A 24,155-nucleotide genomic window follows, 5' to 3' on the forward strand; every position below is an offset into this window, starting at 1 on the left:
CAGCCCTTCACCTCACCTCCCGCGCGACGCGCGGGCATTCCTCCATGGCATCGATAGGACTCCAGATGCATCGCAGAACCATGTTCCAGCTGGCCGCCGGCGCCGCCTCCGGCGCGCTCGCCGGACCGGCCATCGCGCAGGACCGCCGAACGCGCACGCTGCGCTTCGCGCCCAATGCCAGCGGCCTGACCGCAGCTGATCCGGTATGGACCACCGCCGCCGCCACCGGCACGCATGCCCAGCTCATCTACGACACGCTCTACGGCCTCGATTCCGCCAACCTGCCGAAGCCGCAGGCCGCCGCGGGGCATGAGATCTCCGATGGCGGCCTGCGCTGGACGGTGACGCTGCGCGAAGGCCTCTTCTTCCACGATGGCGAGCCCGTCCGCGCCGTGGATGTGATCGCCTCGCTGCGCCGCTGGGCCCGCCGCGACGGCTTCGGCCAGCGCCTCTTCGCGCAGCTGGACGAACTGAGCGCCCTCGACGACCGGCGGCTGGAATTCCGCCTGAGCCGCCCCTTCCCCCTCCTGCCGGACGCCCTGGCGCGCGCTGCCATCATGCCGGAACGCGTGGCACGGACCGATGCCTTCCAGCAGATCACCGACTATGTCGGCAGCGGCCCCTGGCGCTTCCTGCGTGACGAATGGGTGGTGGGCGGCCGTTCGGCCTATGCACGGTTCGACCGCTACAAGCCCCGCGACGAGCCATCGGACGGCTATACCGGCGGCAAGATCGCGCATTTCGAGCGCATCGAATGGAGCAGCCTGCCTGACCCCGGCACGGCGCTCGCCGCGTTGCAGGCCGGCGAGGTGGACTGGGTGGAACAGCCGCTCTTCGACCTGGTGCCGCGCATCCGCCGCACGCGCGGGCTGCGCCTGGACGTCTTCAACACGCTCGGCCGCATCGGGCTGGTGGCGCTGAACCACCTCCACCCGCCCTTCGACAATCCGGAGATCCGCCGCGCGGCCCTGGCCGCGATCAATCAGGAGGATTACGTCGCGTCGGTGGTCGGCGATGAAAAGGAGTACGGCCAGGCCGGCGTCGGCTACTTCACCCTGGGCAGCCCGCTCGCGAGCCGCGCCGGGCTCGAGGGGCTGTTCACCGGGCCACGCGATCTCGCGGCGCTGCGCGCTCGGGTCCAGCGCGCCGGCTATCGGGGCGAGAAGGTCGTGCTGCTCGCGCCCGCGGACATGGAGAACATCAAGGCGCTGTGCCAGGTGACCGCGGCGACCTTCCAGGCGATCGGCCTCAACGTCGAGTATCTCAGCATGGATTGGGGGTCGCTGCTGACGCGCCGCGCCAATCGCGCCGCGCCGGACCAGGGCGGCTGGAACGCCCATGCGACGACGTGGATCGGCGCCGGCATGCTGAACCCCGCGACCAACACGCCGCTCCGGACCAATGGTCCACAGGCCTGGTCGGGCTGGCCCAACAGCCCCGAGCTCGAGCAGCTGCGCGACCGCTGGTTCGACGCGACCGACCTCGCCGCGCAGCAGGAGGCCGCGAGGCGGCTCCAGCAGGCGGCGGTCGAGGTGGTTCCCTACCTGCCCGTGGGCCAATGGGCGGAGCCCACGGCGTTGCGCACGGACCTGACGGGCCTGGCCAAGACCCCGCTGCCCGCCTTCTGGGGGCTTCGCCGGGGCTGAGCGCCGGCGATCAGATGACGAAGTGCAGCGGTTCGGAGACGGACCGCCGCAGCCCGGCCGCGGCCGCGCGCTTCAGCAGGTCCTGCAGCGAAAGCGATTGCAGCCGCTTGGCCAGCAGCTCGTCGAGCTCCGTCCACAGTGGCAGCGTGACGGCCGCGGCGAGCTTGCCGGGCGGCGGCGGGGCGTCTTCCTCCTCGGTTTCCGTCACGGCGGCGACGATCTCGGAGAGCTTCACCTCGCGTGGCGCGCGGGCCATCCGATAGCCGCCGCGCGGGCCGCGCACGCTGTCCAGCAGGCCGGCACGGACCAGGGCCTGGAGCAGCGGCTCCATCCCCCGGCGGGCGGCGCCCAGTCGATCGGCGATCTCGGCCGCGCCGGTCACCTCGCTGCCGCGCCCGGCGTGGAAGGCGATGTCGAGCGCGATATCGAGCGCCAGCAAGGCGCGGTCTCGCCGAAGGAGCATGGCAACGAATCCCCAATTATTTCATGTGAAATTTGCCAAATGCCGAAGATGAATCCAACCCCTCATTCGCCACGCCTGTAAATTTGCTCCGCGGACATGGAGAACTCTTTCAGGGCCGCTTCCATCCTCTGGGGCTCCCGGGGTGTACCTCCCCATTCGACCCGCCAGCCCCCCAATGGCTCAGCGGCTTACGTTCTTCCGCAGACGGGCGACGCCCGTTGATAAAACATTTATTTATGGTAAATATATAAACAACTATAATTTATGGTGTAAATTATCAGTCATTGGTCTGCACCGTTAGCCTCAGGGCCAAGCCGTATCGACCTGTCGAAGGGGTATCCGTGAGAGCATTTGATGACGACCGCGCCGCGCTCCTGCGGCGAGCGGCGCAGGTAGCCACCGGCCTCGCCGCGACAGCCGCGACCTTCGATCGCACCGCAGCCTTCCCCTTCGAGCATATCGAGGCACTTCATGCCGCCGGGCTTCTGGCGCTGGCTGTCCGGCGCGAGGCCGGCGGCCATGGCGCGGGCCTCGGCACGGCGCAGGCCGTGGTGGGCGAGGTCGCGCGGGGCGATGCCTCGACGGCGCTCTTCCTGGTCAACCACTACATGCTGTACGCCGCCATCGCGAAGCGGGACAACTGGCCCGAGGATCTCGCCAGCCGCCTGGAACGGGAGGCCGCAAACCACCCGGCGCTGATCAACGCCCTGCTCGCCGAGCCGGAGCTGGGCTCCGCCTCGCGCGGCGGCCTGCCGGGAACGCTCGCCCGTCGGGTCGAGGGCGGCTGGCGCCTCTCGGGCCGGAAGGCCTATTGCACCGGCATCCCCGGCCTGGCCTGGCTCTATGTCCTCGCGCGCACCGACGAGGCCGAGACGCGGGTCGGCAACTTCGTTATTCCCGCGCGCTCCCCTGGGATCTCCGTCATCGAGAACTGGGACCATGTCGGGATGCGGGCGACCAACAGCCATGAGGTCGTGCTCGACGACGTCTTCGTGCCGGCCGCCGACGTCACGGTGCTGCGCCCCGCCGGCAGCCCACCGGACCGCGCCAGCACGACCCTGCTCTGGAACGCCGGCCTCCTGGCGGCGCTCTATGATGGGATCGCCCGCGCCGCGCGCGACTGGCTCGTCCGCTTCCTGAACGGCCGCGTGCCGAGCAGTCTCGGCGCGCCCCTCGCCACCTTGCCCCGCATGCAGGAGGCGGTCGGCCGCATCGAGACGCAGCTGTCCCTCAATGCCACGCTGCTGCGACTCTTCGCTCAGGACGTCGATGGCGGCGCGCCGCCCGACGTCACCCTGCCGCTGAGCAATCTGCTCAAGCAGCTCGTCGTCGATACCGCGGCCGAGGTGACAGCCGCGGCGCTCGACCTCACCGGCAATCACGGCCTTTCGCGATCCCATCCGCTCGAGAGGCTGCATCGCGACGCGCTGTGCGGCCGCATCCACGCACCGCATAGCGAGTTGCTCCGCACCACCGCGGGACGCGCGGCGCTCGCCGCGGGACAGCCGGGCCCCGCGCGTATGGCCGCCGAGTAACCGCTTCCCGCCGCGAATAACAACTACTTTGAAATGTTAATTTGGTGTCCGCCCGCTCGGGATTCGAGGGGCACGAACGCCGGCCTTCAGATAGGAAAGCCTTGGGTTTTTCATATTTTATCGTATTTTTTTGCATATTTAACTTTTATACGATTATAAAATGTTGATATCCGTCAGGGCATGTCCGTCGCACCACACCAGAAACGGCGACCGCCCTTCGGCATGGCCGGGATTCGCCGCCGCTGTCGCGGGGCCTCGTGTCTCGCCGGAGCTCCAGCGCGCCTCCGCTAACGGCACCCGACCGGCGCCCCCATCCCGGATACCCCTTCCGCCTCTCACGGAGCCCTCATCATGAACAGGCGACAGCTTCTCGCCACGCCCGCGGCCGCCCTGCTGGCGCGCCCGGCCCTTGCCCAGAACACGCGCAACCGCGTCCTGCGCTTCGTCCCGCAGGCCAATCTCAGCTCGCTCGATCCCATCTGGACCTCCGCCCATATCGCGCGGAACCACGGCTACCTGGTCTACGACACGCTCTACGCCGTGGATCGCGCCTATCAGGTGCATCCGCAGATGGCGGCCGGCCATACGGTCGAGGATGACGGTCGCCGCTGGATCATCACCTTGCGCGAGGGCCTCGTCTTCCATGACGGGGAGCCCGTTCGTGCAAGGGATGCGGTGGCGAGCATCCGCCGCTGGGCGCAGCGCGTGCCCTTCGGCCAGAAGCTGCTCAGCGTGACCGAGGAGCTCTCCGCCCTCGACGACCGGCGGATCCAGTTCCGGCTGCGCAAGCCCTTCCCGCTGCTGCCGAATGCCCTCGCCCTCTCGGGGCAGCCGCCCTTCGTCATGCCCGAGCGCGTCGCGCAGACCGACGCCTTCCGGCAGATCACCGACCCCACGGGTTCCGGCCCCTTCCGGTTCAAGGCCGATGAGTACATCTCCGGCGACCGCGCCATCTATGAGCGCCATGCGGGCTATGTCCCCCGCGAGGACGGCACGCCGAGCTTCGTCTCCGGCCCGAAGCGCGCCTTCCTCGACCGGATCGAGTGGCGCATCATCACCGATGCCGGCACGGCCTCCGCAGCCTTGCAGGCCGGCGAGATCGACTGGTTCGAGCAGCCGCCCTTCGAGCTGACGCAGCTTTTCGCCCGCAACCGCAACATCCGCGTCACGGCGCTGGATTCCGCGGGCAATAACGGCTTCCTGCGCCTTAACCACCTGCACGCGCCCTTCGACGACAAGCGCGTGCGGCAGGCCGTCCTCCTCGCGACCAAGCAGGAGGACTTCCTGATCGCCGATTACGGCACCGACCCGGCCTTCTGGCGGACAGGCACCGGCGTCTTCACGCCCGGCAGCCCGATGGCCAACGACGCCGGCCTGGAATGGGTGCGCGGCCCGGAGATCGACCGCGCCAAGGCCCTGCTGCGCGAAGCCGGCCGCACTGGCGCGCCGGCGCGCCTGCTGGGGGCGACCGACATCCCCTCCATCGCCGCCCGTGGCCCGGTGGCCGCGGATCTGCTCCGGCGCCTGGGCTTCAACCTCGACTTCGCGGAATCCGACTGGGGCACGCTGCTGCAGCGGCGCAACAGCCGCGAGCCGCTGGACAAGGGCGGTTGGTCCGCCTTCTTCAGCGGCTTCACGGCCTATGATTTCGCCGATCCCGCCCAGCATCCCCTGCTGCGCGGCAACGGGACGGAGGGCTATCTCGGCTGGCCGGTGATCCCGGAGCTCGAGAGCCTGCGCGAGCAGTGGTTCGACGCGCCCGACGAGGCCGGACGCAAGGCCATCGCGCGCGACATCCAGCGCGTGGCGCTGGAGGAGGTCTGCTACGTGCCGACGGGCACCGGCCTCTCCCGCACCGCGCTGCGCGCCGACCTGCAGGACCGGCTGGAGGGCTTCCCGATCTTCTGGAACATCCGGCGGGGCTAACCGCCCGGGCCGCCGCCGCCCTCAGGCCAGGTGGCAGGCGACCTCCGTTGCGCCGACCCGGCGCAACGCGGGCGCCTCTTCCCGGCAGCGGGGCTGGGCAAGTGGGCAGCGCGGATGGAAGCGGCAGCCGCGCGGCGGGTCGATCGGGCTTGGCAGGTCGCCCTGCAGCATCAGCCTCTCGCGCCGGCGGGCGGCGGGGCTGGTGCTCGGCGTGGCGGCGATCAGCGCGCGCGTATAGGGGTGCAGCGGCCGGTCCCAGAGGCTGTCGCGATCGGCCTGCTCCACCACCTCGCCCAGATACATCACCGCCACGCGGTCCGACATGTGCCGGACCACCGCGAGATCGTGCGAGATGAAGAGCGCCGCGAGGCCGAGCTCCGCGCGCAGCTCCAGCAACAGGTTCAGCACCTGCGCTCGCACCGAGACGTCCAGCGCGGAGACCGCCTCATCGCAGACGATCATGCGCGGATGCAGGATAAGCGCGCGCGCGATGCCAACGCGCTGGCGCTGCCCGCCGGAGAGCTCATGCGGATAGCGCGCGGCAATCTCCGGCCGCAGGCCCACCCGCTCCAGCAGGGCGTTCACGCGGTCCCGCCGTTCGGCCCGGCCACCGCGCCGATGCACCACCAGCGGCTGCTCCAGGATGCGGCCAATGGTCTCGCGCGGGTTCAGCGAGGCGAAGGGGTCCTGGAAGACCATCTGCAGGCCGGAGCGATACTCCGCCACCGCGGCGCGGTCGGCCGTGGTGAGATCGGTGCCGTCGAAAAGGATGCTCCCGTCGCTCGGCGGGAAAAGCCGCATGACCAGCCGCGCGAGGGTGGACTTGCCGCAGCCGCTCTCGCCGACCAGGCCCAGCGTCTCGCCCGGCGCGACCTGGAGGCTGACATCGTCCACCGCCCGCACCATGCCGCCATTCGCGGGGAAGTGCTTCACCACGCGGCGCATCTCCAGAAGCGGCGCAGTCATGCCGGCACCCTGCCCTCCACCGTGCTGAGCCAGGGGTTGAAGCAGGCGTGCAGGCGCCCTTCCCCACCGGCGCGCATCGCGGGCGGCCCGGCGTCGCAGGCGGGCGTGGCGCGCGGGCAGCGGGGCGCGAAGGCGCAGCCGGGCGGCAGGGCCAGCAGCGAGGGCACCATGCCGGGGATCTCCGGCAGCCGGCTGCCGGGCGGCAGCTCCTCGATCCGCACGGCGTCCAGCAACCCGCGCGTATAGGGATGGGCCGGCGCGTCGAAGAGCGTCTCGACCGGCCCCTGCTCCACCACCCGCCCGGCATAGAGCACCGCGACGCGATCGGCGGTCTCCGCCACCACGCCGAGGTCGTGGGTGATCAGCAGCATCGCCATGCCGAGCCGCCCCTGGAGCTCGCGCAGCAGGTCCAGGATCTGCGCCTGGGTGGTGACGTCCAGCGCCGTGGTCGGCTCGTCGGCGATCAACAGGTCCGGCTCGCAGGCGAGCGCGATGGCGATCATGGCGCGCTGGCGCATGCCGCCGGAAAGCCGGTGCGGATACTCCTCCAGGCGCTCGCGCGGCGAGGGCATGCGCACCAGCTCGAGCAGCTCCACGGCCCTTTCCCGCGCGGCGCGGAGGCCGATGTCGCGATGCAGGCGCAGCGCCTCCACGATCTGCGTGCCGATGCTCTGCACCGGGTTCAGCGCCGACAGCGGCTCCTGAAAGATCATGGCGATGCGGTTGCCGCGCACGGCGCGCAGGCTGGCGAGATCGAGGCGCAGCATGTCGGTGCCGTCGAAGAGCACCTCGCCGCCGGCGATACGGCCGCCCGCCGCCTCGATAAGCCGCAGGACGGAATAGGCGGTGACGGACTTGCCGCTGCCGCTTTCGCCGACCAGCGCCACCGTCTCGCCGCGCTCGATGGAAAGATCCACGCCGTTCACGGCCTTCACCGTGCCGGCGCGCGTCTCGAACCAGGTCTGCAGGCCGCGGATCTCGAGCAAGGGCATGGCGTCAGCGCCTCTGCAGATGCGGGTTGAGGGCGTCGTTCAGCCCCTCGCCCAGCAGGTTGAAGGCGAGCACGGTGACGATGATCGCGATGCCGGGCAGGCCGCAGACGTACCAGGCCTCGGTCAGCTGCTCCCGCCCGCCGCCGATGATGGTGCCCCAGCTCATCACGTTCGGGTCGCCGAGGCCGAGAAAGGAGAGCGCCGCCTCGGTCTGGATGGCATGGGCGATGGTGAGGGTGGACATGGCGATCACCGGCGGCAGCGCATTGGGCAGGATCTGCGTCAGGATCAGGCGCGGGGTGCTCATGCCCAGCGTCTCCGCCGCCAGCACGAATTCGCGGTCGCGCAGCACCAGGAACTGCGCGCGCACCAGACGCGCCGTGGCCGGCCAGGAGACGATGCCGATGGCCAGCACCGCCGTCGTGACCGAAGGGCGGAACACGGCCACCAGCACCACGGCCAGCACGAAGGTCGGCACGGTCTGGAACAGCTCCGTCACGCGCATCAGCACGGCATCGGTGCGGCCGCCGTAGAAGCCGCCCAACGCGCCGAAGAGCGTGCCGATCGTGGCCGCGATCAGCGTGGCGACGAGGCCGATCAGCAGCGAGACGCGCGCGCCGGAGACCAGGCCGGTGGCGAGGTCGCGGCCCATGACGTCGGTGCCGAGCGGATTGGCCATGTCCTCGCCGGGCCAGAGCATGGGCGCGGCCACCATCTCCCAGGGATCGCCGGGCCAGAGCAGAGGGCCGACCACCGCGAAGCCCAGGACCAGGGCCAGCAGCACCCCGCCCAGCGCGGCAGAGCGGTTCCCCGCGAGGCGGCGCAGCAGGCCGGGGCTGTCGGAAGCCGCGGGGGGCGCCGCAGTGAGCGCGATACCGGACATCAGGCCCTCCTCGCCGTCGGGTCCACGCGCGGATCGATCAGCACATAGACCAGGTCCACCAGCAGGTTCACCAGCACCACCACGACGGAGCTGAAGAACAGGATGCCGAGCAGCAGGTTGAGGTCACGGGTGCGGATCGCCTCGAAGGCCAGGCGCCCGAGGCCGGGCCAGGAGAAGACCGTCTCCACCAGCACCGCGCCGCTGAGCATCGATGCCGACTGGTAGGCCAGCATCGTCACCATGGGCAGCAGCGCGTTGCGGAAGGCGTGCACCAGCGTGATGCGCCACTCGCCCGCCCCCTTGGCGCGGGCGGTGCGGATGAAGTCCGCGCCGTAGAGCTCCAGCATGGAACTGCGGACCAGACGGGCATAGACGGCGAGGTAGAAGGTGGAGAGGGTCAGCGCCGGCAGCAGCAGATGCGCGAGCACGTCGCCGACCAGCGCGAAGCCGGTCAGGCCGGCCCCCACGGTGTACATGCCGCCCGAGGGCAGCCAGCCCAGCACGGCCGAGAACAGCACGATGGCCATCAGCCCGAGCCAGAAGGTCGGCACGGCGTAGGTCAGCAGCACGAAGCCGGAGAGCAGCGTATCCACCCAGCTGCGCACCCGCGTCGCCGCCACCACGCCGATCAGCGAGCCCAGCGTCACCGCGATGGCGAGCGCGGCGAGCATCAGCAGCAGCGTCGCCGGCAGCCGGCTCATGATCAGCTCGAGGACGGGCATGTTCTGCCGGAACGAAAAACCGAGATCGAGCGTGACGAGGTTCCAGATGTAATGCGCGAACTGCACGGGCACCGGCTGGTCCAGCCCGAAGGCCGCGCGCAGCTGAGCCATGTATTCCGGCGTGGCCGCGCCGGCCTCGCCGGCCAGCACGTCCACCACATCGCCGGGCGCGACCTGCAGGATCAGGAAGTTCAGCGCGGCGATGCCGAAGAGCACCGGCACCACCTGCCACAGCCGCCGCAGCAGGAAGGACCGCAGGCCGCGCCGCTTCACCGCGGCGCCAGCCACGCATCCTCCAGCCCCGCGAACATGCCGTCCCCCTGCACCCGCTCCTTGCGGAAGCGGGCGGTGGAGACCGTGGTCCAGGTCAGCTCCACCAGGTCGAGGATCGGCGCGTCCTCCTGCACGATCTCCTGCCAGCGGTTCACGAGGTCCCGCCGCTTTGCGAGGTCGCCTTCCGCGGCCGCGGCCTCCATGATCCGGTCGAGCTCGGGGTTCGAGTAGCCAGAGCCGTTGGTCCAGGGCGCGCCGCGGACGATGTTGCGCGTCCAGTAGAGCCGCTGCACGCCGAGCGTCGGGTCCGGCAGCTTGTGCAGGCTGGAGGTCATGATGTCGTAGTCGCCATCGGTGTAGACGCGGCGCAGATAGGCCGCGGAATCCTCGATGATCAGCTCGAGATCGACGCCGATGCGCGCGAAGGCCTGCTTGATGAACTCGCCGGCGCGGCCGGATTCCAGGCTGTTGCCGCTGCCGGACACCAGGTTGATCCGGAAGCGCTTACCGTCCGCCCCGCGCCGCAGACCGGCCTCGTCGAGCAGCTGCTCCGCCCGCCGCGGGTCGTAGGCCTGCGGATTGCCGCGGTGGTAGTATTGCGTGACCGAGGACGGGATCGGCCCGGTCGCGGGCTTGCCGTAGCCCTGCCAGACCAGCCGGACCAGCCCCGCGCGGTCAATGGCGTGGGAGAGCGCCTGGCGGACCCGCTTGTCGCCCAGATGCGGACGGCGAACGTTGATCTGCGCCAGGAAGATCGAGGCGAGGAAGCGCCCGTCATCGGTGTTGATGGTGTACTTCGCCCGGTCCGAGAATCGCCGCAGGCTGGTGACGGGAATGAGCGAGCCGATGGTGACGTCGATCTCCCCGGCCTCCAGCGCCACGCTGCGCGCCACGGCATCGGGGATGAAGCGGAAGATGATGCCGTCGAGATAGGGCTTGCCCGCCTGCCAGTAGTCGGGGTTGCGCTCCAGCACGAGGTGGCTGCCGCGCTGCCATTCCTTGAATCGGAAGGGACCGGTCCCGATCGGCGCGACATTGGCCGGGTTCTTCAGGATGTCCGTGCCCTCGTAGATGTGCCGGGGCAGGATCTGGGCGCCGTAGGTGTTGATGTAGTTGAAGAGGTAGAGCGCAGGCGCGGAGAGCACGACCGTCACCGTGTAGGGATCGGGCGTCTCGACCTCGGTGACATTGGCGAAGACCGCGCGGCCGAAGGGATGCAGCTTCTTCCAGACTTCCAGCAGGCTGAAGCGCACATCGGCGGCGGTGAAGGGCGTGCCGTCATGCCACTTGGCATTCTGGCGCAGGCGGAAGGTGGTGCGCAGGCCGTCCGCGCTCGTCTCCCAGGATTCCGCGAGCGCCGGCACGGGCTTCAGGTCGAGGTCGTAGCTGACGAGGCCCTCGAGGATCTTCGACGAGACCATGCCGATGTTCATCGTGGTGATGAAGGCGGAGGTCAGGATCGGCGGTTCCTCCACCACGATGCGGGCGACACCGCCGCGCGTGGGGGTGACGGGTTGCGCCAGGGCCGTGCCCGGCTCGAAGGTCGGCAGGGCGGCGAGGCCGAGGCCGAGGCCCCCCACCATCAGATCGCGGCGATGCATCGTTGAAATCCGTCGGTTTGAAGTCAGCAGACTTGGGAGGGCGCGAGGGGTGTCGCGGAGCGGCACGGAACGGCGACCGGCATGGACGCCGGGCCGCGACATCGACGTGGCCGGGAATGATCTTCCTGCATGCCGTCAGGGTGATGGAATAAAATACTTTTGTAAAGAGTGATATTTATAAATCACCATATACTAAGAGGTACGCGATCGTTGTGATTTTTGTTGAAATTACAGCCTTTAAACGGCATGGCGAGGCGCCGGAACCGTTCCGCCCTGGATCGCATGCGGTCAACTGCGTAGATGACTTTTAGATTATATACTATTTTTATTAGTGTAATTTGACCTCTGTTCAGCGCTTATCCGCCTGCTCGTCACGACGCCTCAATCGAGCCCGGCAGCCCTCCTTTCCGCGAAGCCTCGCCGCGATCCTGGGCATATGCCCGTGCCACGCGGTTTCGCCTGTTATCGTCGAGCGATGGCGGTGGCAGTCTCGACCGCCCGCACCGGCGCATCGGCCGCGCCCAAGCCCCGTATCGGAGGATCACCCATGTCGACTGCCGCCCATTACGGTCATCCCGAGGCCATCGTCAGCACCCAGTGGCTCGCAGACCATCTGCAAGATCCGTCGCTGCGCGTGTTCGACTGCACGACCTACCTGATCTACGAGGCCAACACGGGGCGCCCCTATCGCGTCGAAAGCGGCCGCAGGGACTACGAGGCGGCGCATATCCCGGGCTCGGCATTCCTGAACCTGCAGGGCGAGCTCTCTGACACGTCGAGCCCGTTCAACTTCACCATGCCGTCCCCGGAGGATCTGGCGGCGCGCCTGGCCGCGAAGGGCATCGGCAGCGGCCATCGGGTCGTGCTCTACGCGCGCAAGAACATGCAATGGGCCACGCGCATCTGGTGGATGCTGCGCGCCATCGGCTTCGACGAGGCGGCGGTGCTCGATGGCGGCTTCGACAAATGGCAGGCCGAAGGACGGCCGACCCAGTCTGAGATTGTCCATTATCCGCCGGCCACGCTCGTCGCTCGGCCGCGCCCAGGCCTGTTCGTGGGCAAGGACGAGGTGAAGGCGGCCATTGGCGATGGCGGCACCTGCACGATCAATGCGCTCGCGCCCGACCTGCATAGCGGGGAAAACCCGCGCTACGGGCGCCCAGGCCGCGTCCCGGGTAGCGTCAACGTGCCGGTGGGCTCCCTGGTGGATGCCAAGTCGATGACCCTGCGGTCGCCGGAAGTGGTTGCCGGGACCTTCGCCGCCGTCGGCGCCGACCGGTCGAAGCGGATCATCCTCTATTGCGGCGGTGGAATCGCGGCCACGCTGGACGCGTTTCTTCTGCACCAGCTCGGTTACTCCGACATCACGGTCTACGACGCCTCCATGAACGAATGGGCGAAGGACGAGACGCTTCCCATCGAAGTGGGATAGCCGGCGGGAGCCGCGGCTTTTTAGCCGTCGCCAAGCCCCCAGAACCCGGCGATGCGGCGTGTCGCCGAGACCCCGGCCTCCACCACCCAGGGGCCGGGACGCCCTTCATCCACCACCGGGTCGATCGGGTAGCCATGGGCCAGCTCCGCCAGGGTCCAGACCTCCACCCGTTCGCCCGACCGCCCGCGCCAGGCTCGGCGTCGTAGCCCCGGCGCGGGCTCGGTGTCCGAAGCGGGCAGCAGCTCCAGCCCATGCACGCCGCTCCATTGCGCGGCGAGCAGCTCGGCATTGGCGGGGTCGACGGTCCGGTCCGCGCTGCCCTGCCAGATGGAGATGCGGGGAAACCGGCCGCCCTTCCGGACAGGCGACGCGGCCTGGACGGCATTGATGAGGGCGGCGCGGCTCCCCAGCGGATCGGCACGGTGCATGCGATGCAGCGCCATGAGAGAACCACTCGCCGCGCCGACGGGCATGCCCGCCACGATCGCCCCGCCGGCGAAGAGGGCCGGATAGGCGGCCAGCATCGCGCCGGCCATCGCCCCGCCGGCCGAAAGCCCCACGACGAAGATGCGCCGGCGGTCGCTGCCGAACCTCCGCGCCGCCAACGCGATCATCTGCCGGATGGAAAGGCTCTCCCCGGCCTGACCGACATCGCCGGGGCGATACCAGTTGAAGCAGCGATTCCGGTGATTGGCGTGCACCTGCTCCGGCAGGACCAGGGGGAAGCCCTGCCGCCGCGCCAGCGCGATCCATCCGGAATGCGTGGCGAAGGAGGCCGCATCCTGCCCGCAGCCGTGGAGCACCACGACGAGCGGCGCCGCTTCCACCAGCTGCGGCGGCGCGTAGACGAACATGCGCAGCGCCCCCGGGTTGGAGCCGAAGCGGCGCAACTCCGTCACGCGATCGGCTGGCGGCGGCGGATCGGCGAGAGGCCGGGCCACGACGCGGCGGGGGCGCGGCGGCAGCTTGAAGACCGAGGCCTGCAGCCGGACCATGCGCCGCATCAACCGGAAGGCTTTGGATAGCCGTGCCATGAGACTCCTCGAGTGGCGGCATTGGAACGCCCGGCCAGGACATCGGTCGCCGGTCCCGGAGACGCGTGCGGCGCGGGGCTGCTAGACCGGCCGTGAACAAGGTTCCCCATTCCCAGGAGAGGCGGACATGCCCGACGACGAATATGTGTATGACGAGGCCACGGGCGAGTGGCGCCCGGCCAGCGAAGTTGCGGCCGCCGCAGCGGCGACCTCGCAGCGGCAGGTCCGCGACGCGGCCGGCAACATCCTGGCCGACGGCGATTCCGTCTCCCTCATCAAGGACCTGAAGGTGAAGGGCGCCAACCAGACCCTGAAGCAGGGCACGGTCATCCGTTCGATCCGCCTCACCGACAATGACGAGGAGATCGACTGCAAGCACGAGAGCATCAAGGGCCTGGTCCTGCGGACGGAATTCGTCCGCAAGCGCTGAGGATGCGATCCCACTTGGCGGGGAGCGTCGCGGGGTGACAAGCTGGGCGGGAGGAAAGCCGACGAACACGGCCATCGGACCCATCAGAGGATTCCGCCAGGATGTTCCATGCCTCCCGCCGCGCCCTGCTCGGCTCCCTGCCCCTGGCCCTGGCATCGCCGCTCCTCCTGCCCGGCCGGGCCAAGGCCGCCTTCCCCGAGCGCGTCGTCACCCTGGTGAATGGCTTCGCGGCCGGCGGCTCCTCGGACATCGCGGCCCGCATCGCGGCACCCCGGATCTCCCAGGCCCTGGGGCAGACCGTGGTGGTGGAGAACCGGCCGGGCGCGGGCGGCGCGCTGGCCCTCGCCTGGATCCGCCGCCAGCCGGCCGACGGCCACACCGTCATCCTCGCCGACCCCTCCTCGCTCGTCATCGCGCCGATGGTGCAGCCCGAGACGGTGACCTACCGGCCCACCGAGGATTTCACGCCCCTCTCGGTCTGGGGCACGACGCCGATGGTGCTGGTGGTCGCGACGGACCACCCGGCGCGCGATGTCGCCGGCCTCGTGGCCTGGATCAGGGCCCAGCAGGGGCGCGCCTCGTATGCCTCCTCCGGCATCGGCTCCACGCCGCAGCTGGCGGCCGAGCTCTTCCTGCAGCGGGCGGGCGGCGACCCGGCCGTAACCCATGTCCCCTATCGCGGCGGCGGCCAGATGCTGGAGGCCGTCATGAAGGATGAATGCGGCTTCGGCTTTCCCGTGCTCAGCAGCGCCGCCGGGCATCTGCGCGGCGGCGTGCTGCGGGCGCTGGCCGTCAGCGGCCCCACCCGCTCGGCTTCCTTTCCCGAAGTACCGACCATGGCCGAGGCAGGGTTCCGGGATTTCGACCTGATCACCTGGTACATGTTGCTGGGCCCGCCGGGCATGGCGCCGGCCGTGCAGTCGGCCTGGTCCGCCGCGATGGCCGCCACCTTGGCCGATGCGGCGACGAAGGAGCGCCTGGAGCAGTCGGGCCTTGACCCGGCCCCGCCCTCGCCTCCTTCGGCCGCCGCGGCCTATCTGGCGCGCGAAACCGCCGGCTACGGCGCCATCATCGCCGCCGCCGGGGCGCGCCTGCGGGGTTGAGCCCCGCCTATTCGGCGGCCTTGCGCTCGATCGGGTCGCGGAAGCGGGTGCGCAGCGCATCCCATTCGTCGGCGCCCCAACGGCGGAAGCGGTCGCGCACGGAGGGAACCCCCACCGAGGAGGGCGGCGCGTCGGTCTCCCGCACCTGCTTCAGCACCTCGTCGCAGGCCATCATGGTGGTGGTGAGCAGCAGGCCGGGCAGGATGGTGAGGCGGTAGCCCATCGCCTCCCCCTCGCCGAGGCTCAGATCGGGCGTCTTCCCGGCCCGGACCATGTTCAGCAGGCAGGGCCCGCGCACCCGCTTCGGGATCTCGGCGAGCTGCTCCAGCGTCCGCGCGGCCTCGACGAAGGCCATGTCCGCGCCCGCCTCCAGCGCGAGGTTCGCCCGCTCGATGGCCTCGTCCCAGCCGATCACGGCTCCCGCATCGGTGCGCGCGATCAGGAGGAAGTCCGGGTCCCGACGGGCGGCGACGGCAGCGCGGATCTTGGCGATGTATTCGTCGCGCGGGATGACCTCCTTGTCGTCGAGATGGCCGCAGCGCTTCGGGAACACCTGGTCCTCGAGATGCAGGCCGGCGAGGCCCGCGCGCTCGTATTCGCGCACGGTGCGGGTGACGTTGAGCTCGTTGCCGTATCCCGTATCGGCATCGGCGATGACCGGCACGCTCACCGAGCGGGTGATCACCGCGCCGGCGCCCGCCATCTCCGACAGGGTGACCAGGCCGAAATCGGGGTAGCCGAGCGAGGCCGAGGTGCCCGCGCCCGTCATATAAAGGGCGGGAAAGCCCGCCTGCTCGGAGAGCTTGGCGGTGATGCCGTCATAGACGCCGGGCGCGCGGATCATGCGCGGTTCGGCCAGCAGGGCGCGGAGCCTGGCGGTCGGGGTCACTCTCGGTCCTCCTTCGCTGCCGGCTTCGGCCGGCTTGCCCGCCATGTTCGGCCCGCGCCAGAGATCCGTCCAGCGATCATGAACCGAAGAGGGCGCGGCCAGCCGACCGCGGCACGGCGCGAGGCCACCGACCTCGCGCCGCGCTGCCGGTATCAGCGCGCCGGGCTAAGCTCAGCCCTTCTCCAGCCCCCAGAACACCGGGAAGCCCTTGCCCACGCCGGTCAGGCTGGTCCGGTAGCTCGTGGCGAAGAGGTACTGCCCGAGCGGGCAATAGGGCACGTCCTGGAAGGCCTGGAGCTGCAGCTCCTCCGCCACGCGGCGCTGCGCCGCGAGGTCGGGCGCATCGATCCAGGCGCTGCGCAGCGCCTCGATGCGCGGGCTGTCCGGCCAGCCGGGAGCAGCGTTGGCGCCGTTGCTCCACAGCGTGGTGTTGGTGACGGGGCTCGCCTGGTCGAGGCCGCCGGTGAAGAAGCTCAGGGCGCTCCAACCGCCGCGCGCGACGGGCTCCTTGCTGGTGCGGCGCTGGATCAGCGTGCCGAAATCCGTCGCGACGTATTCCACGCGGAAACCGAGCCGCGTCAGCAGGTCGCGCGTGACTTGGCCGGCCGCATCGAGGATGGCCAGGTCGGTCGCCGCCAGCACCGTGACCGGCGCGCCGGCGTGACCCGCGGCCGCGATCTCGGCCTTCGCCTTCTCGATGTCGCGCGGACCGGTCAGCGCTTCCATCCCCGCCGCATTGGCCATGGGGGTCTCGGGGCAGAAGAAGCCCACGCCCTCGCGCCAGGCGCTGCGGTCTTCACCCGCGGCGGCCAGCATGAAATCGGCCTGATTGACGACCGACAGCACGGCGCGGCGCACCCGCACATCGTTGAAGGGCGCCTGCAGATGGTTCATGCGCAGCACGCCGATATAGCCGTTCGGATCCTGCACCTCGACCTTCACGTTGCGCGTGCGGCGGAGCATCGGCAGCAGATCGGGCGGCGGCAGTTCCCACCAGTCGATGCCGCCGGAGCGCAGCGCACCTGAAGCACTGCTCGGATCGGGCATGGTGGTCCACTCGACCCGGTCGAGCTTCGCGATCTTCGGGCCGGCGAGGAAGCTCGCCCGACCCTCGCGAGGCACGTAGTCCTCGAAGCGGGTATAGACGTTCGTCGCCCCGGGCACGCGCTCGGCCGCCGCATAGCGGTAGGGTCCGCTGCCGACCATCTCGGTGACCTGGCGGAACGGATCGGTGGCCGCCAGGCGCTCGGGCATCATGACGCAGATGTTGTTGGTTCCCTTGCCCAGCGCTGCCGGGAGCTGGGGGAACGGGCGGCTCAGCCGGAAGAGAATGGTGCGGTCGTCGGGCGCGCTCAGCTCGGCGGTGGCGGCCAGCAGCTGCTGGCCGAAGCCGTCGCGCACGCCCCAGCGCCGGATGCTGGCCACGCAGTCCCTGGCCAGCACGGGCGAACCGTCGTGGAACTTCAGGCCCGTGCGCAGCTTCAGTGCCCAGCGCAGCCCGTCCGCGGCGACGTCGTGACTCTCGACCATCTGGGGCTGGGCCACATAGGCCTCGTCGTGGCCGTACAGCGTGTCGAACACCAGCAGCGCGTGGTTGCGGGTGACGTAGGCCGTGGTCCAGATGGGGTCGAGGACCGCCAGATCGGCAAAGGGCACGAAGCGCAGCGTCCTGCGATCCTGGCCGAGGGCGATGCCGGGGGCGGCGAGCGAGGCGGCGGAAAGGGTGCCGAGCAGGGCACGTCGACGGATCATACTGAGGTCCTTTTGCGGTGGGATAAGGGTCAGCCGGCCTCGATGCCGTAGAGGCGGGCGGCATTGTCATGCAGCAGGGCGCGCTGGGCGGCGGCCGGCAGCGTCGCGATGGCGCGGCGGAAGAGGTCGAGCGTGGCGGCATAGCCGAGCTCGCGCCGGGCGACCGGGTAGTCGGACCCCCAGAGGCAGCGCTCGGCCCCGAAGGCGTCCAGGCAGGGCTGCAGCACCGCACGCGCAGCCTCCGGCGTGAAGGCGGGGGCGTATCGCGCGAGGTTCGACAGCTTCAGATGGATGCTCGGGCGCCGGCCGAGCGCGGCCAGCCCTTCGTGCCAGCGACGGATCCCTGCCTCGTCCCGGTCCATCGGCGAGCAGCAGTGATTCACCACGATCGGCAGGTCGGGGAAGTCGGCGGCCAGCTCGGCGATGGCGGTCGCCTGCCAGGGGTTGGTCAGCACCTCCAGCAGCAGGCCGTGATGCGTCAGCCGTCCGACGCCGCGCCGCCAGGCCGGGTTTTCCAGGAGGTTCTCACCGCCCCAGCGCATCGCCGGGTCGGGATGCCAGCGCAGGGTCTGACGAATGCCCGCGACCCGCGGGTGGCGCGCCTGAGCGGCCAGCACCGTCTCCACATGGGGATCGGCAAGCGGCGCCGCGGCGACGCAGCGCGCGGCGATGCCCGGTGGCAGGGCGAGCGTATCCAGCCAGGCGGTTTCGCCAACCGGATCCGTCTCATCCCACAACGCCTCGACATGGACGGAGGCGACCACACCGGTGCCGGCAATGTCCGCCGCGATCTCCGCCGGCCCATAGTCGCGGCGCAGATAGGCGAGGTCGCCAAGTCCCGCGAGGCCGGCCTCCGGGCTCAGCCAGGCATGTTTGCCGAGCGAGAGGTCCCACAGGTGGTGGTGGCAATCGATGACGGGGCCGCCATCCATCGCCCCTTCGGGCGGAATGGGCATGCGTGTTCTCCAGCGGCAACGCGTCCGTACTGCAATGCAGCACATCCAGAACTACCCGGAACGACCCAGCCTGTCATCAGCGTGAGATATTCAATCGTTATTCACCCGGAGGTTGGGGACGCGGCGCAAGATTACGTCGGGCGGCGAGGCCGCCGCCAGGCCCGCGACTAGGCCCGGTCCCAGCCATGCCTTGAGCCGAAAGGTTTTTTTATTGAAAAGTATGGCTGAGAGCGACTCGCCCCCTTCAAAGCGGACGCAGTTGGTCCTATTTGGAGCTCATCGCAGGAGTATGGGCGGTGCTGAAGCTTTCGAGATTGACCGACTACGCCGTGGTCGTTCTGTCCCGCATGGGCCAGAGCGATGCGCCGCTATTGAGCGCCCCAGGTCTCGCCACCCGGACGGGCCTGGCGGAGCCTACCGTGGCGAAGGTCCTCAAGATACTCGCCCAATCCTGCATCGTCGAGGGGCTGCGCGGCGCGCGCGGCGGCTACCGGCTGACCCGCCCCCTTACCGAGATCAAGCTTTCCGAGGTGATCGTGGCCTTCGACGGCCCGATCGCCCTCACCGCCTGCGTCGAGGGCGGTGCGGGCGGCTGCGAGAGCGAGCATTGCTGCCCCGTCCGCGGCCGATGGGACCCCGTGAACCGCGCCATCCGCGAGGCGCTGGCCAATATCTCCGTCGCCGATCTGGTGGGAGGAGGCTGCCTTGGCGGCTTCATGCCCCTTCCGGCCCCCCACCACCTCGTCGCCAAGTCAAGCTAGGAGCGTCGTAATGGCTGCCGTTGCAGAGACTCTCGAAACCGTCCAGGCCGCGAACGATGGCGGCTACAAGTGGGGCTTCGAGACCGACATCGCGATGGAGTTCGCGCCGAAGGGGCTGAACGAGGATATCGTCCGCTTCATCAGCGCGAAGAAGAACGAGCCGGAATGGCTGCTCGAATGGCGCCTCAAGGCCTATGCGATGTGGCTGAAGATGGAGGAGCCCGAATGGGCCGCCGTCAAATATCCGAAGATCGACTACCAGGACGCCTATTACTACGCCGCACCGAGCAACAAGACCGTGCCGAAGTCGCTGGACGAGGTCGATCCCGAGCTGCTGCGCACCTATGAGAAGCTCGGCATCCCCGTGCAGGAGCAGCAGCGCCTGCAGGGCATCGCCGTCGACATGGTGTTCGACAGCGTCTCGGTGGCGACGACCTTCAAGGATCGCCTCGCCAAGGAAGGCATCATCTTCTGCTCGATCTCCGAGGCGGTGCAGAACCACCCGGAGCTGGTGAAGCAGTATCTGGGCAGCGTGGTGCCGCAGGGCGACAACTACTTCGCCTGCCTGAACTCGGCCGTCTTCACGGATGGAAGCTTCGTCTTCATCCCCAAGGGCGTGCGCTGCCCCATGGAGCTGAGCACCTATTTCCGCATCAACGCGAAGAGCACGGGCCAGTTCGAGCGCACGCTGATCATCGCCGAGGCCGGCAGCCATGTGAGCTACCTCGAGGGCTGCACCGCGCCGATGCGCGACGAGAACCAGATGCACGCCGCCGTCGTCGAACTCGTCGCGATGGACGACGCCACCATCAAGTACAGCACGGTGCAGAACTGGTACCCCGGCGACGCCGAGGGCAAGGGCGGCATCTACAACTTCGTGACCAAGCGCGGCGCCTGCCGCGGCGCGCGGAGCAAGATTTCCTGGACGCAGGTGGAGACCGGTTCGGCCATCACCTGGAAGTATCCGTCCTGCATGCTGCTCGGCGACGACAGCGTGGGCGAGTTCTACTCGGTGGCCATCACCAACAACCACCAGCAGGCCGATACCGGCACGAAGATGTGGCATGTGGGCAAGAACACCCGCAGCACCATCGTCTCGAAGGGCATCAGCGCCGGACAGGGCCAGAACACCTATCGCGGCCTCGTGAAGGTCAGCCCGAAGGCGACCGGCGCGCGCAACTTCACCCAGTGCGACAGCCTGTTGATCGGCGACCAGTGCGGCGCGCATACGGTTCCCTATATCGAGAACCGCTGCGCGACGGCCAAGGTGGAGCACGAGGCCACGACCTCGCGCATCGCCGAGGACCAGCTCTTCTACTGCCGCAGCCGAGGGCTGACGCAGGAGGAGGCAGTGGGCCTCATCGTGAACGGCTTCTGCCGTGAAGTCCTCAAGGAGCTGCCCATGGAATTCGCCGTGGAGGCCCAGAAGCTTCTGGCGATCTCGCTCGAAGGGAGCGTTGGTTAGTATGTTGAAGATCGAAGGCCTCACCGCCGAAATCGATGGCAAGCAGATCCTCAAGGGGATCGACCTCGAGGTGCCGACCGGCGAGATCCACGCCATCATGGGCCCGAACGGCTCTGGCAAGTCCACGCTCTCCTACGTGCTGAGCGGGCGCGAGGGCTATGAGATCACCGGCGGCAGCGCGACCTATAACGGGCTCGACCTCCTGGCCATGGAGCCGGAGGAGCGCGCCGGCTCGGGCGTCTTCCTGGCCTTCCAGTACCCGGTGGAGTTGCCCGGCGTGGGCAATGCCAATTTCCTCCGCACGGCGGTGAATGCGGTGCGCAAGCATCGTGGCGAGCCCGAGGTGGACGCCATGCAGTTCCTCAAGCTGGCGCGTGCCAAGATCAAGGCGCTGCAGATGTCGGACGACATGCTGAAGCGCAACGTGAATGTCGGCTTCTCGGGCGGCGAGAAGAAGCGCAACGAGGTTCTGCAGATGGCGCTCCTCGAGCCCACGCTCGCCATCCTCGACGAGACGGATTCCGGCCTGGACATCGACGCGCTGAAGATCGTGGCGGATGGCGTGAACGCCATGCGCGGCCCGAACTTCTCCTCCCTCGTCATCACGCACTACCAGCGCCTGCTCGACTATATCGTCCCCGACCGCGTCCATGTCCTGATGGGCGGCCGCATCGTGAAGTCCGGTGGACCGGAGCTCGCTCTGGAGCTGGAGGCGGAGGGCTACGCGAAGGTGGCGGCATGAACGCCCAGACCTCCAGCGCCGCCTCTTCCACCGCGGGGGCCTTCCTCGCCCGCTTCGAGGGGCTGCGCGAGCATCTTCCCGGCGGCCGCCTGCCCTGGCTCGCGAAGCTGCGCGCCGAGGCCGCCGCGTTCTTCGCCGCCGCCGGCCTGCCCAACCGCCGCATCGAGGCCTGGCGCTACACCGACCTCGCGCCCATCGCGCAGGCGGGCTTCTCCGAGGCGCTGACGCTCGCGGCCGAGGCTCCGGCCCTGCCCCCGATGCGTGCGCCCTATCGCGCCGTCTTCGTCGATGGCCGCTTTGCGGAAAACCTTTCCGTGATGCCGGAGGCCTATCCCTGCGGCTCGCTGGCCGCCGGGCTCGATGGCACGGAATCCCGCCTCGGCGCGCTGGCCGAGGATCTGCCGCTGGTGGCGCTGAACACCATGCTGTTCGAGGACGGGCTGCTGCTCGACCTCCCGGCCGGCGCCGAGGGCGGCGTGATCGAGATGCTGAGCGTGGCGAGCCATGCCAGCCGCCCCATCGCCTTCCATCCCCGGCACCTGATCCGCCTGGGCGACGGCGCCTCCCTCACTTTGATCGAGACCAGCCTGGGCCCGGCCGAGGCGACCTATCTGCACAACCCGGTCTTCGAGATCGCGGTGGGCGCGGGCGCCACGCTGTCCCATGTGCGCATCCAGCGCGAGGGGCGCGCGGGCTTCCAGCTCTCGACCGTCCATGCGGCGGTGCAGGCGGGCGGCACCTATGACAACTTCACGCTGAACGCCGGCGCGCGCCTCGTCCGCAACGAGATCCATGCCAGCCTTCTCGGGCCCAAGGCGGCCTGTCACATGAACGGCGCGCAGCTCGCCGGCGACGGCCAGCATGCCGACACGACCACCTTCCTCGACCACGCTGCCCCCGACTGCGCCAGCCGCCAGACCTACAAGACGGTGCTGGCCGGCAAGTCGCGCGGCGTGTTCCAGGGGAAGATCCTGGTCCGCCAGGCGGCGCAGCGCACCGACGGCTACCAGATGAACCAGGCCCTCCTCCTCTCCGAGGAGGCCGAGATCGACGCCAAGCCCCAGCTCGAGATCTACGCCGACGACGTGAAGTGCAGCCACGGCGCGACGGTCGGCGCGCTGGACGAGGCGCAGCTCTTCTATCTCCGCGCCCGCGGCATCCCCGCCGAGCAGGCCCGCGCCATGCTGGTGCAGGCCTTCCTGGTGGAAGCCGTGGAAGGTGTCACCGACCCCATCGCCCAGGCCGCCCTGGCCGAGGCGACCGAGGGCTGGTGGGAACGAGAGGCCGCCTGAACATGGACACGATCATCGCCCCCGGGACCGCCGCGACCTTCGACGTCGCGCGCATCCGCCAGGATTTCCCGATCCTGTCGACGACGGTGCACGGCAAGCCGCTCACCTTCCTCGACAGTGGTGCCTCGGCCCAGAAGCCGCGCGCGGTGATCGAGGCGATGACGCGCTGTCTCGAAACCTCCTACGCCAACGTCCATCGCGGCGCCTATGCGCTCAGCGAGGCGGCGACCGAGGCCTATGAGGCCGCGCGCGTGGCGGTGCAGCGCTTCCTCGGCGCGGCCGAGCCGGAGGAGATCGTCTTCACCTCCAACAGCACTGTGGCGATCAACCTTGTGGCGCATAGCTACGGGCGCGGGGTGCTGAAGCCCGGCCAGTTCGTGCTGACCTCCGAGATCGAGCACCACGCCAACATGGTGCCCTGGCAGATGCTGCGCGACGAGAATCGCGGCATCGGCCTGCGCTATGTCCGCGTGAACGACCGTGGCGAGCTGGACCTCGATGACCTCGCGGCCAAGCTGGCGGACGGCAAGGTCGGCCTGGTCGCGGTCACGCATATGTCCAACGTCCTGGGCACGGTGACGCCGGCCGCGCAGATCGCCCGCATGGCGCATGCGGCGGGCGCCAAGGTCCTTTTCGACGGCAGCCAGGCCGCCGTGCACCGCCATGTGGACGTGGCGGCGATCGACGCCGATTTCTACGTCTTCACCGGCCACAAGCTCTACGGCCCGACGGGAATCGGCGTGCTCTACGGCAAGCGCGCGCTGCTCGACGCCATGCCGCCCTTCCTGGGCGGCGGCGACATGATCGGCAGCGTCACCCTCGAGCGCACCACCTATGCCGAGGCCCCTGCCCGCTTCGAGGCTGGCACGCCGCCGATCGTCGAGGCCGTCGGCCTGCATGCCGCGATCGACTACGTGACCACCCTCGGCATGGGCGCCATCGAGGCGCATGAGCGCGCGCTGGTGGACCACGCCATGGCCGTCCTGCCCCGGATCGAGGGGCTGACGCTGATCGGCGGCGCGCAGGATCGCGGCGGCGTCTTCGCCTTCTCCCTGGACGGGGTGCATCCGCACGATCTTTCCACCTATCTCGACCGCCACGGCATCGCCGTGCGGGCCGGCCGCCATTGCGCGGAGCCGCTGCATGCGCGCTTCGGCCTGGAGGGTGGCACGACGCGAGCCTCCTTCGGCCTCTACACGACGGCGGAGGAGATCGACCTCCTGACGGTGAAGCTCACGGAGGCCCGGAAGTTCTTCGCATGACCCCGCCCGATCGCCAGAGCAACCAGGGAG

At 69.4% G+C, this 24,155-nt stretch carries 21 protein-coding genes; 11 read left to right on the forward strand and 10 right to left on the reverse strand.

All coding sequences use genetic code 11. The features are described from left to right. Positions 1-65: 65 nt before the first annotated feature. Positions 66-1,646 (forward strand): ABC transporter substrate-binding protein, encoded by a 1,581-nt coding sequence (locus tag KHU32_RS12725; RefSeq protein ID WP_213670454.1) that lies wholly within the window; start codon positions 66-68, stop codon positions 1,644-1,646. A 10-nt stretch (positions 1,647-1,656) separates the two neighbouring features. Here the strand turns inward: KHU32_RS12725 and KHU32_RS12730 are convergent, their stop codons facing one another. Continuing rightward, complete coding sequence (locus tag KHU32_RS12730; RefSeq protein ID WP_213670455.1) at positions 1,657-2,109, reverse strand: Rrf2 family transcriptional regulator; 453 nt, start codon at positions 2,107-2,109, stop codon at positions 1,657-1,659. Between the two features lie 341 nt (positions 2,110-2,450). Here KHU32_RS12730 and KHU32_RS12735 point away from each other — a divergent pair, with 341 nt between their 5' ends. Then, on the forward strand, positions 2,451-3,644 hold the full coding sequence (locus KHU32_RS12735) for an acyl-CoA dehydrogenase family protein (protein WP_213670456.1): 1,194 nt from the start codon (positions 2,451-2,453) through the stop codon (positions 3,642-3,644). Between the two features lie 351 nt (positions 3,645-3,995). Continuing rightward, positions 3,996-5,570 carry an ABC transporter substrate-binding protein gene (locus KHU32_RS12740; RefSeq protein WP_213670457.1) on the forward strand — a complete coding sequence of 525 codons (1,575 nt, stop codon included), beginning with the start codon at positions 3,996-3,998 and terminating at the stop codon, positions 5,568-5,570. Between the two features lie 21 nt (positions 5,571-5,591). On the opposite strand, the gene KHU32_RS12745 is transcribed toward KHU32_RS12740, so the two are convergent. The 5 genes from KHU32_RS12745 to KHU32_RS12765 are packed head-to-tail and all read right to left on the reverse strand — an operon-like array spanning position 5,592 to position 11,007. Beyond that, positions 5,592-6,536 carry an ABC transporter ATP-binding protein gene (locus KHU32_RS12745; RefSeq protein WP_213670458.1) on the reverse strand — a complete coding sequence of 315 codons (945 nt, stop codon included), beginning with the start codon at positions 6,534-6,536 and terminating at the stop codon, positions 5,592-5,594. Continuing rightward, positions 6,533-7,528, reverse strand: coding sequence for an ABC transporter ATP-binding protein (locus tag KHU32_RS12750; protein WP_213670459.1), 996 nt, complete (start codon positions 7,526-7,528; stop codon positions 6,533-6,535). Before KHU32_RS12750 ends, KHU32_RS12745 begins: the two co-directional genes overlap by 4 nt. 4 nt (positions 7,529-7,532) lie before the next feature. Then, positions 7,533-8,411 (reverse strand): ABC transporter permease, encoded by an 879-nt coding sequence (locus KHU32_RS12755; RefSeq protein WP_213670460.1) that lies wholly within the window; start codon positions 8,409-8,411, stop codon positions 7,533-7,535. Further along, complete coding sequence (locus KHU32_RS12760) at positions 8,411-9,421, reverse strand: ABC transporter permease (RefSeq protein WP_347265548.1); 1,011 nt, start codon at positions 9,419-9,421, stop codon at positions 8,411-8,413. The genes KHU32_RS12755 and KHU32_RS12760 overlap by 1 nt, the downstream gene beginning before the upstream one ends. After that, a complete protein-coding gene (locus KHU32_RS12765) occupies positions 9,403-11,007 on the reverse strand; it encodes an ABC transporter substrate-binding protein (RefSeq protein WP_213670461.1) in 1,605 nt (534 codons plus the stop codon). The genes KHU32_RS12760 and KHU32_RS12765 overlap by 19 nt, the downstream gene beginning before the upstream one ends. Positions 11,008-11,554: 547 nt before the next feature. On the opposite strand from KHU32_RS12765, the gene KHU32_RS12770 reads away from it, so the two are divergent. After that, entirely contained in the window at positions 11,555-12,439 is an 885-nt protein-coding gene (locus KHU32_RS12770; RefSeq protein ID WP_213670462.1) for a sulfurtransferase, read from the forward strand. Positions 12,440-12,459: 20 nt separating this feature from the next. On the opposite strand, the gene KHU32_RS12775 is transcribed toward KHU32_RS12770, so the two are convergent. Next, positions 12,460-13,473, reverse strand: a complete 1,014-nt coding sequence (locus KHU32_RS12775) for an extracellular catalytic domain type 1 short-chain-length polyhydroxyalkanoate depolymerase (RefSeq protein ID WP_249681006.1) — start codon at positions 13,471-13,473, stop codon at positions 12,460-12,462. A gap of 127 nt (positions 13,474-13,600) precedes the next feature. On the opposite strand from KHU32_RS12775, the gene KHU32_RS12780 reads away from it, so the two are divergent. Next, positions 13,601-13,903, forward strand: a complete 303-nt coding sequence (locus KHU32_RS12780) for an alkylphosphonate utilization protein (RefSeq protein ID WP_213670463.1) — start codon at positions 13,601-13,603, stop codon at positions 13,901-13,903. Positions 13,904-14,004: 101 nt separating this feature from the next. After that, on the forward strand, positions 14,005-15,006 hold the full coding sequence (locus tag KHU32_RS12785) for a Bug family tripartite tricarboxylate transporter substrate binding protein (protein WP_213670464.1): 1,002 nt from the start codon (positions 14,005-14,007) through the stop codon (positions 15,004-15,006). Positions 15,007-15,013: 7 nt separating this feature from the next. Here KHU32_RS12785 and KHU32_RS12790 read toward each other — a convergent pair whose 3' ends face one another. The 3 genes from KHU32_RS12790 to KHU32_RS12800 form a co-directional block, all read right to left on the reverse strand. Beyond that, positions 15,014-15,895, reverse strand: a complete 882-nt coding sequence (locus KHU32_RS12790; protein WP_213670465.1) for an isocitrate lyase/PEP mutase family protein — start codon at positions 15,893-15,895, stop codon at positions 15,014-15,016. Positions 15,896-16,066: 171 nt separating this feature from the next. Beyond that, positions 16,067-17,647, reverse strand: a complete 1,581-nt coding sequence (locus KHU32_RS12795) for an ABC transporter substrate-binding protein (protein ID WP_213670466.1) — start codon at positions 17,645-17,647, stop codon at positions 16,067-16,069. Between the two features lie 29 nt (positions 17,648-17,676). Next, positions 17,677-18,603, reverse strand: coding sequence for an amidohydrolase family protein (locus KHU32_RS12800; RefSeq protein ID WP_213670467.1), 927 nt, complete (start codon positions 18,601-18,603; stop codon positions 17,677-17,679). A 296-nt stretch (positions 18,604-18,899) separates the two neighbouring features. Here KHU32_RS12800 and KHU32_RS12805 point away from each other — a divergent pair, with 296 nt between their 5' ends. From KHU32_RS12805 to KHU32_RS12825, 5 genes are read left to right on the forward strand one after another with little or no spacing between them, the layout of a single operon-like run. Continuing rightward, complete coding sequence (locus KHU32_RS12805; RefSeq protein ID WP_213670468.1) at positions 18,900-19,364, forward strand: SUF system Fe-S cluster assembly regulator; 465 nt, start codon at positions 18,900-18,902, stop codon at positions 19,362-19,364. A gap of 10 nt (positions 19,365-19,374) precedes the next feature. Then, complete coding sequence (gene sufB, locus KHU32_RS12810; RefSeq protein ID WP_213670469.1) at positions 19,375-20,829, forward strand: Fe-S cluster assembly protein SufB; 1,455 nt, start codon at positions 19,375-19,377, stop codon at positions 20,827-20,829. Position 20,830: 1 nt separating this feature from the next. After that, positions 20,831-21,571: a Fe-S cluster assembly ATPase SufC gene (gene sufC, locus KHU32_RS12815; RefSeq protein WP_213670470.1), complete on the forward strand. Its 741-nt coding sequence runs from the start codon at positions 20,831-20,833 to the stop codon at positions 21,569-21,571. Beyond that, the gene (sufD, locus tag KHU32_RS12820) at positions 21,568-22,863 is read left to right on the forward strand and encodes a Fe-S cluster assembly protein SufD (RefSeq protein ID WP_213670471.1); all 1,296 of its coding nucleotides are present in this window, start codon (positions 21,568-21,570) and stop codon (positions 22,861-22,863) included. Before sufC ends, sufD begins: the two co-directional genes overlap by 4 nt. Positions 22,864-22,865: 2 nt before the next feature. Then, on the forward strand, positions 22,866-24,125 hold the full coding sequence (locus KHU32_RS12825) for an aminotransferase class V-fold PLP-dependent enzyme (protein WP_213670472.1): 1,260 nt from the start codon (positions 22,866-22,868) through the stop codon (positions 24,123-24,125). Positions 24,126-24,155: the final 30 nt, after the last annotated feature.

Origin of the sequence: Roseococcus pinisoli, assembly GCF_018413645.1 — a bacterium.
Classification (GTDB): Bacteria; Pseudomonadota; Alphaproteobacteria; order Acetobacterales; family Acetobacteraceae; genus Roseococcus; species Roseococcus pinisoli.

Coding starts and splice junctions, on each gene's coding strand:
- sufC (WP_213670470.1), top strand. CDS start 20,831: ATGTTGAAGATCGAAGGCCTCACCGCCGAAATCGATGGCAAGCAGATC.
- KHU32_RS12745 (WP_213670458.1), bottom strand. CDS start 6,536: ATGACTGCGCCGCTTCTGGAGATGCGCCGCGTGGTGAAGCACTTCCCC.
- KHU32_RS12725 (WP_213670454.1), top strand. CDS start 66: ATGCATCGCAGAACCATGTTCCAGCTGGCCGCCGGCGCCGCCTCCGGC.
- KHU32_RS12765 (WP_213670461.1), bottom strand. CDS start 11,007: ATGCATCGCCGCGATCTGATGGTGGGGGGCCTCGGCCTCGGCCTCGCC.
- KHU32_RS12785 (WP_213670464.1), top strand. CDS start 14,005: ATGTTCCATGCCTCCCGCCGCGCCCTGCTCGGCTCCCTGCCCCTGGCC.
- KHU32_RS12730 (WP_213670455.1), bottom strand. CDS start 2,109: ATGCTCCTTCGGCGAGACCGCGCCTTGCTGGCGCTCGATATCGCGCTC.
- KHU32_RS12825 (WP_213670472.1), top strand. CDS start 22,866: ATGGACACGATCATCGCCCCCGGGACCGCCGCGACCTTCGACGTCGCG.
- sufB (WP_213670469.1), top strand. CDS start 19,375: ATGGCTGCCGTTGCAGAGACTCTCGAAACCGTCCAGGCCGCGAACGAT.
- KHU32_RS12750 (WP_213670459.1), bottom strand. CDS start 7,528: ATGCCCTTGCTCGAGATCCGCGGCCTGCAGACCTGGTTCGAGACGCGC.
- sufD (WP_213670471.1), top strand. CDS start 21,568: ATGAACGCCCAGACCTCCAGCGCCGCCTCTTCCACCGCGGGGGCCTTC.
- KHU32_RS12740 (WP_213670457.1), top strand. CDS start 3,996: ATGAACAGGCGACAGCTTCTCGCCACGCCCGCGGCCGCCCTGCTGGCG.
- KHU32_RS12795 (WP_213670466.1), bottom strand. CDS start 17,647: ATGATCCGTCGACGTGCCCTGCTCGGCACCCTTTCCGCCGCCTCGCTC.
- KHU32_RS12775 (WP_249681006.1), bottom strand. CDS start 13,473: ATGGCACGGCTATCCAAAGCCTTCCGGTTGATGCGGCGCATGGTCCGG.
- KHU32_RS12755 (WP_213670460.1), bottom strand. CDS start 8,411: ATGTCCGGTATCGCGCTCACTGCGGCGCCCCCCGCGGCTTCCGACAGC.
- KHU32_RS12770 (WP_213670462.1), top strand. CDS start 11,555: ATGTCGACTGCCGCCCATTACGGTCATCCCGAGGCCATCGTCAGCACC.
- KHU32_RS12780 (WP_213670463.1), top strand. CDS start 13,601: ATGCCCGACGACGAATATGTGTATGACGAGGCCACGGGCGAGTGGCGC.
- KHU32_RS12800 (WP_213670467.1), bottom strand. CDS start 18,603: ATGCCCATTCCGCCCGAAGGGGCGATGGATGGCGGCCCCGTCATCGAT.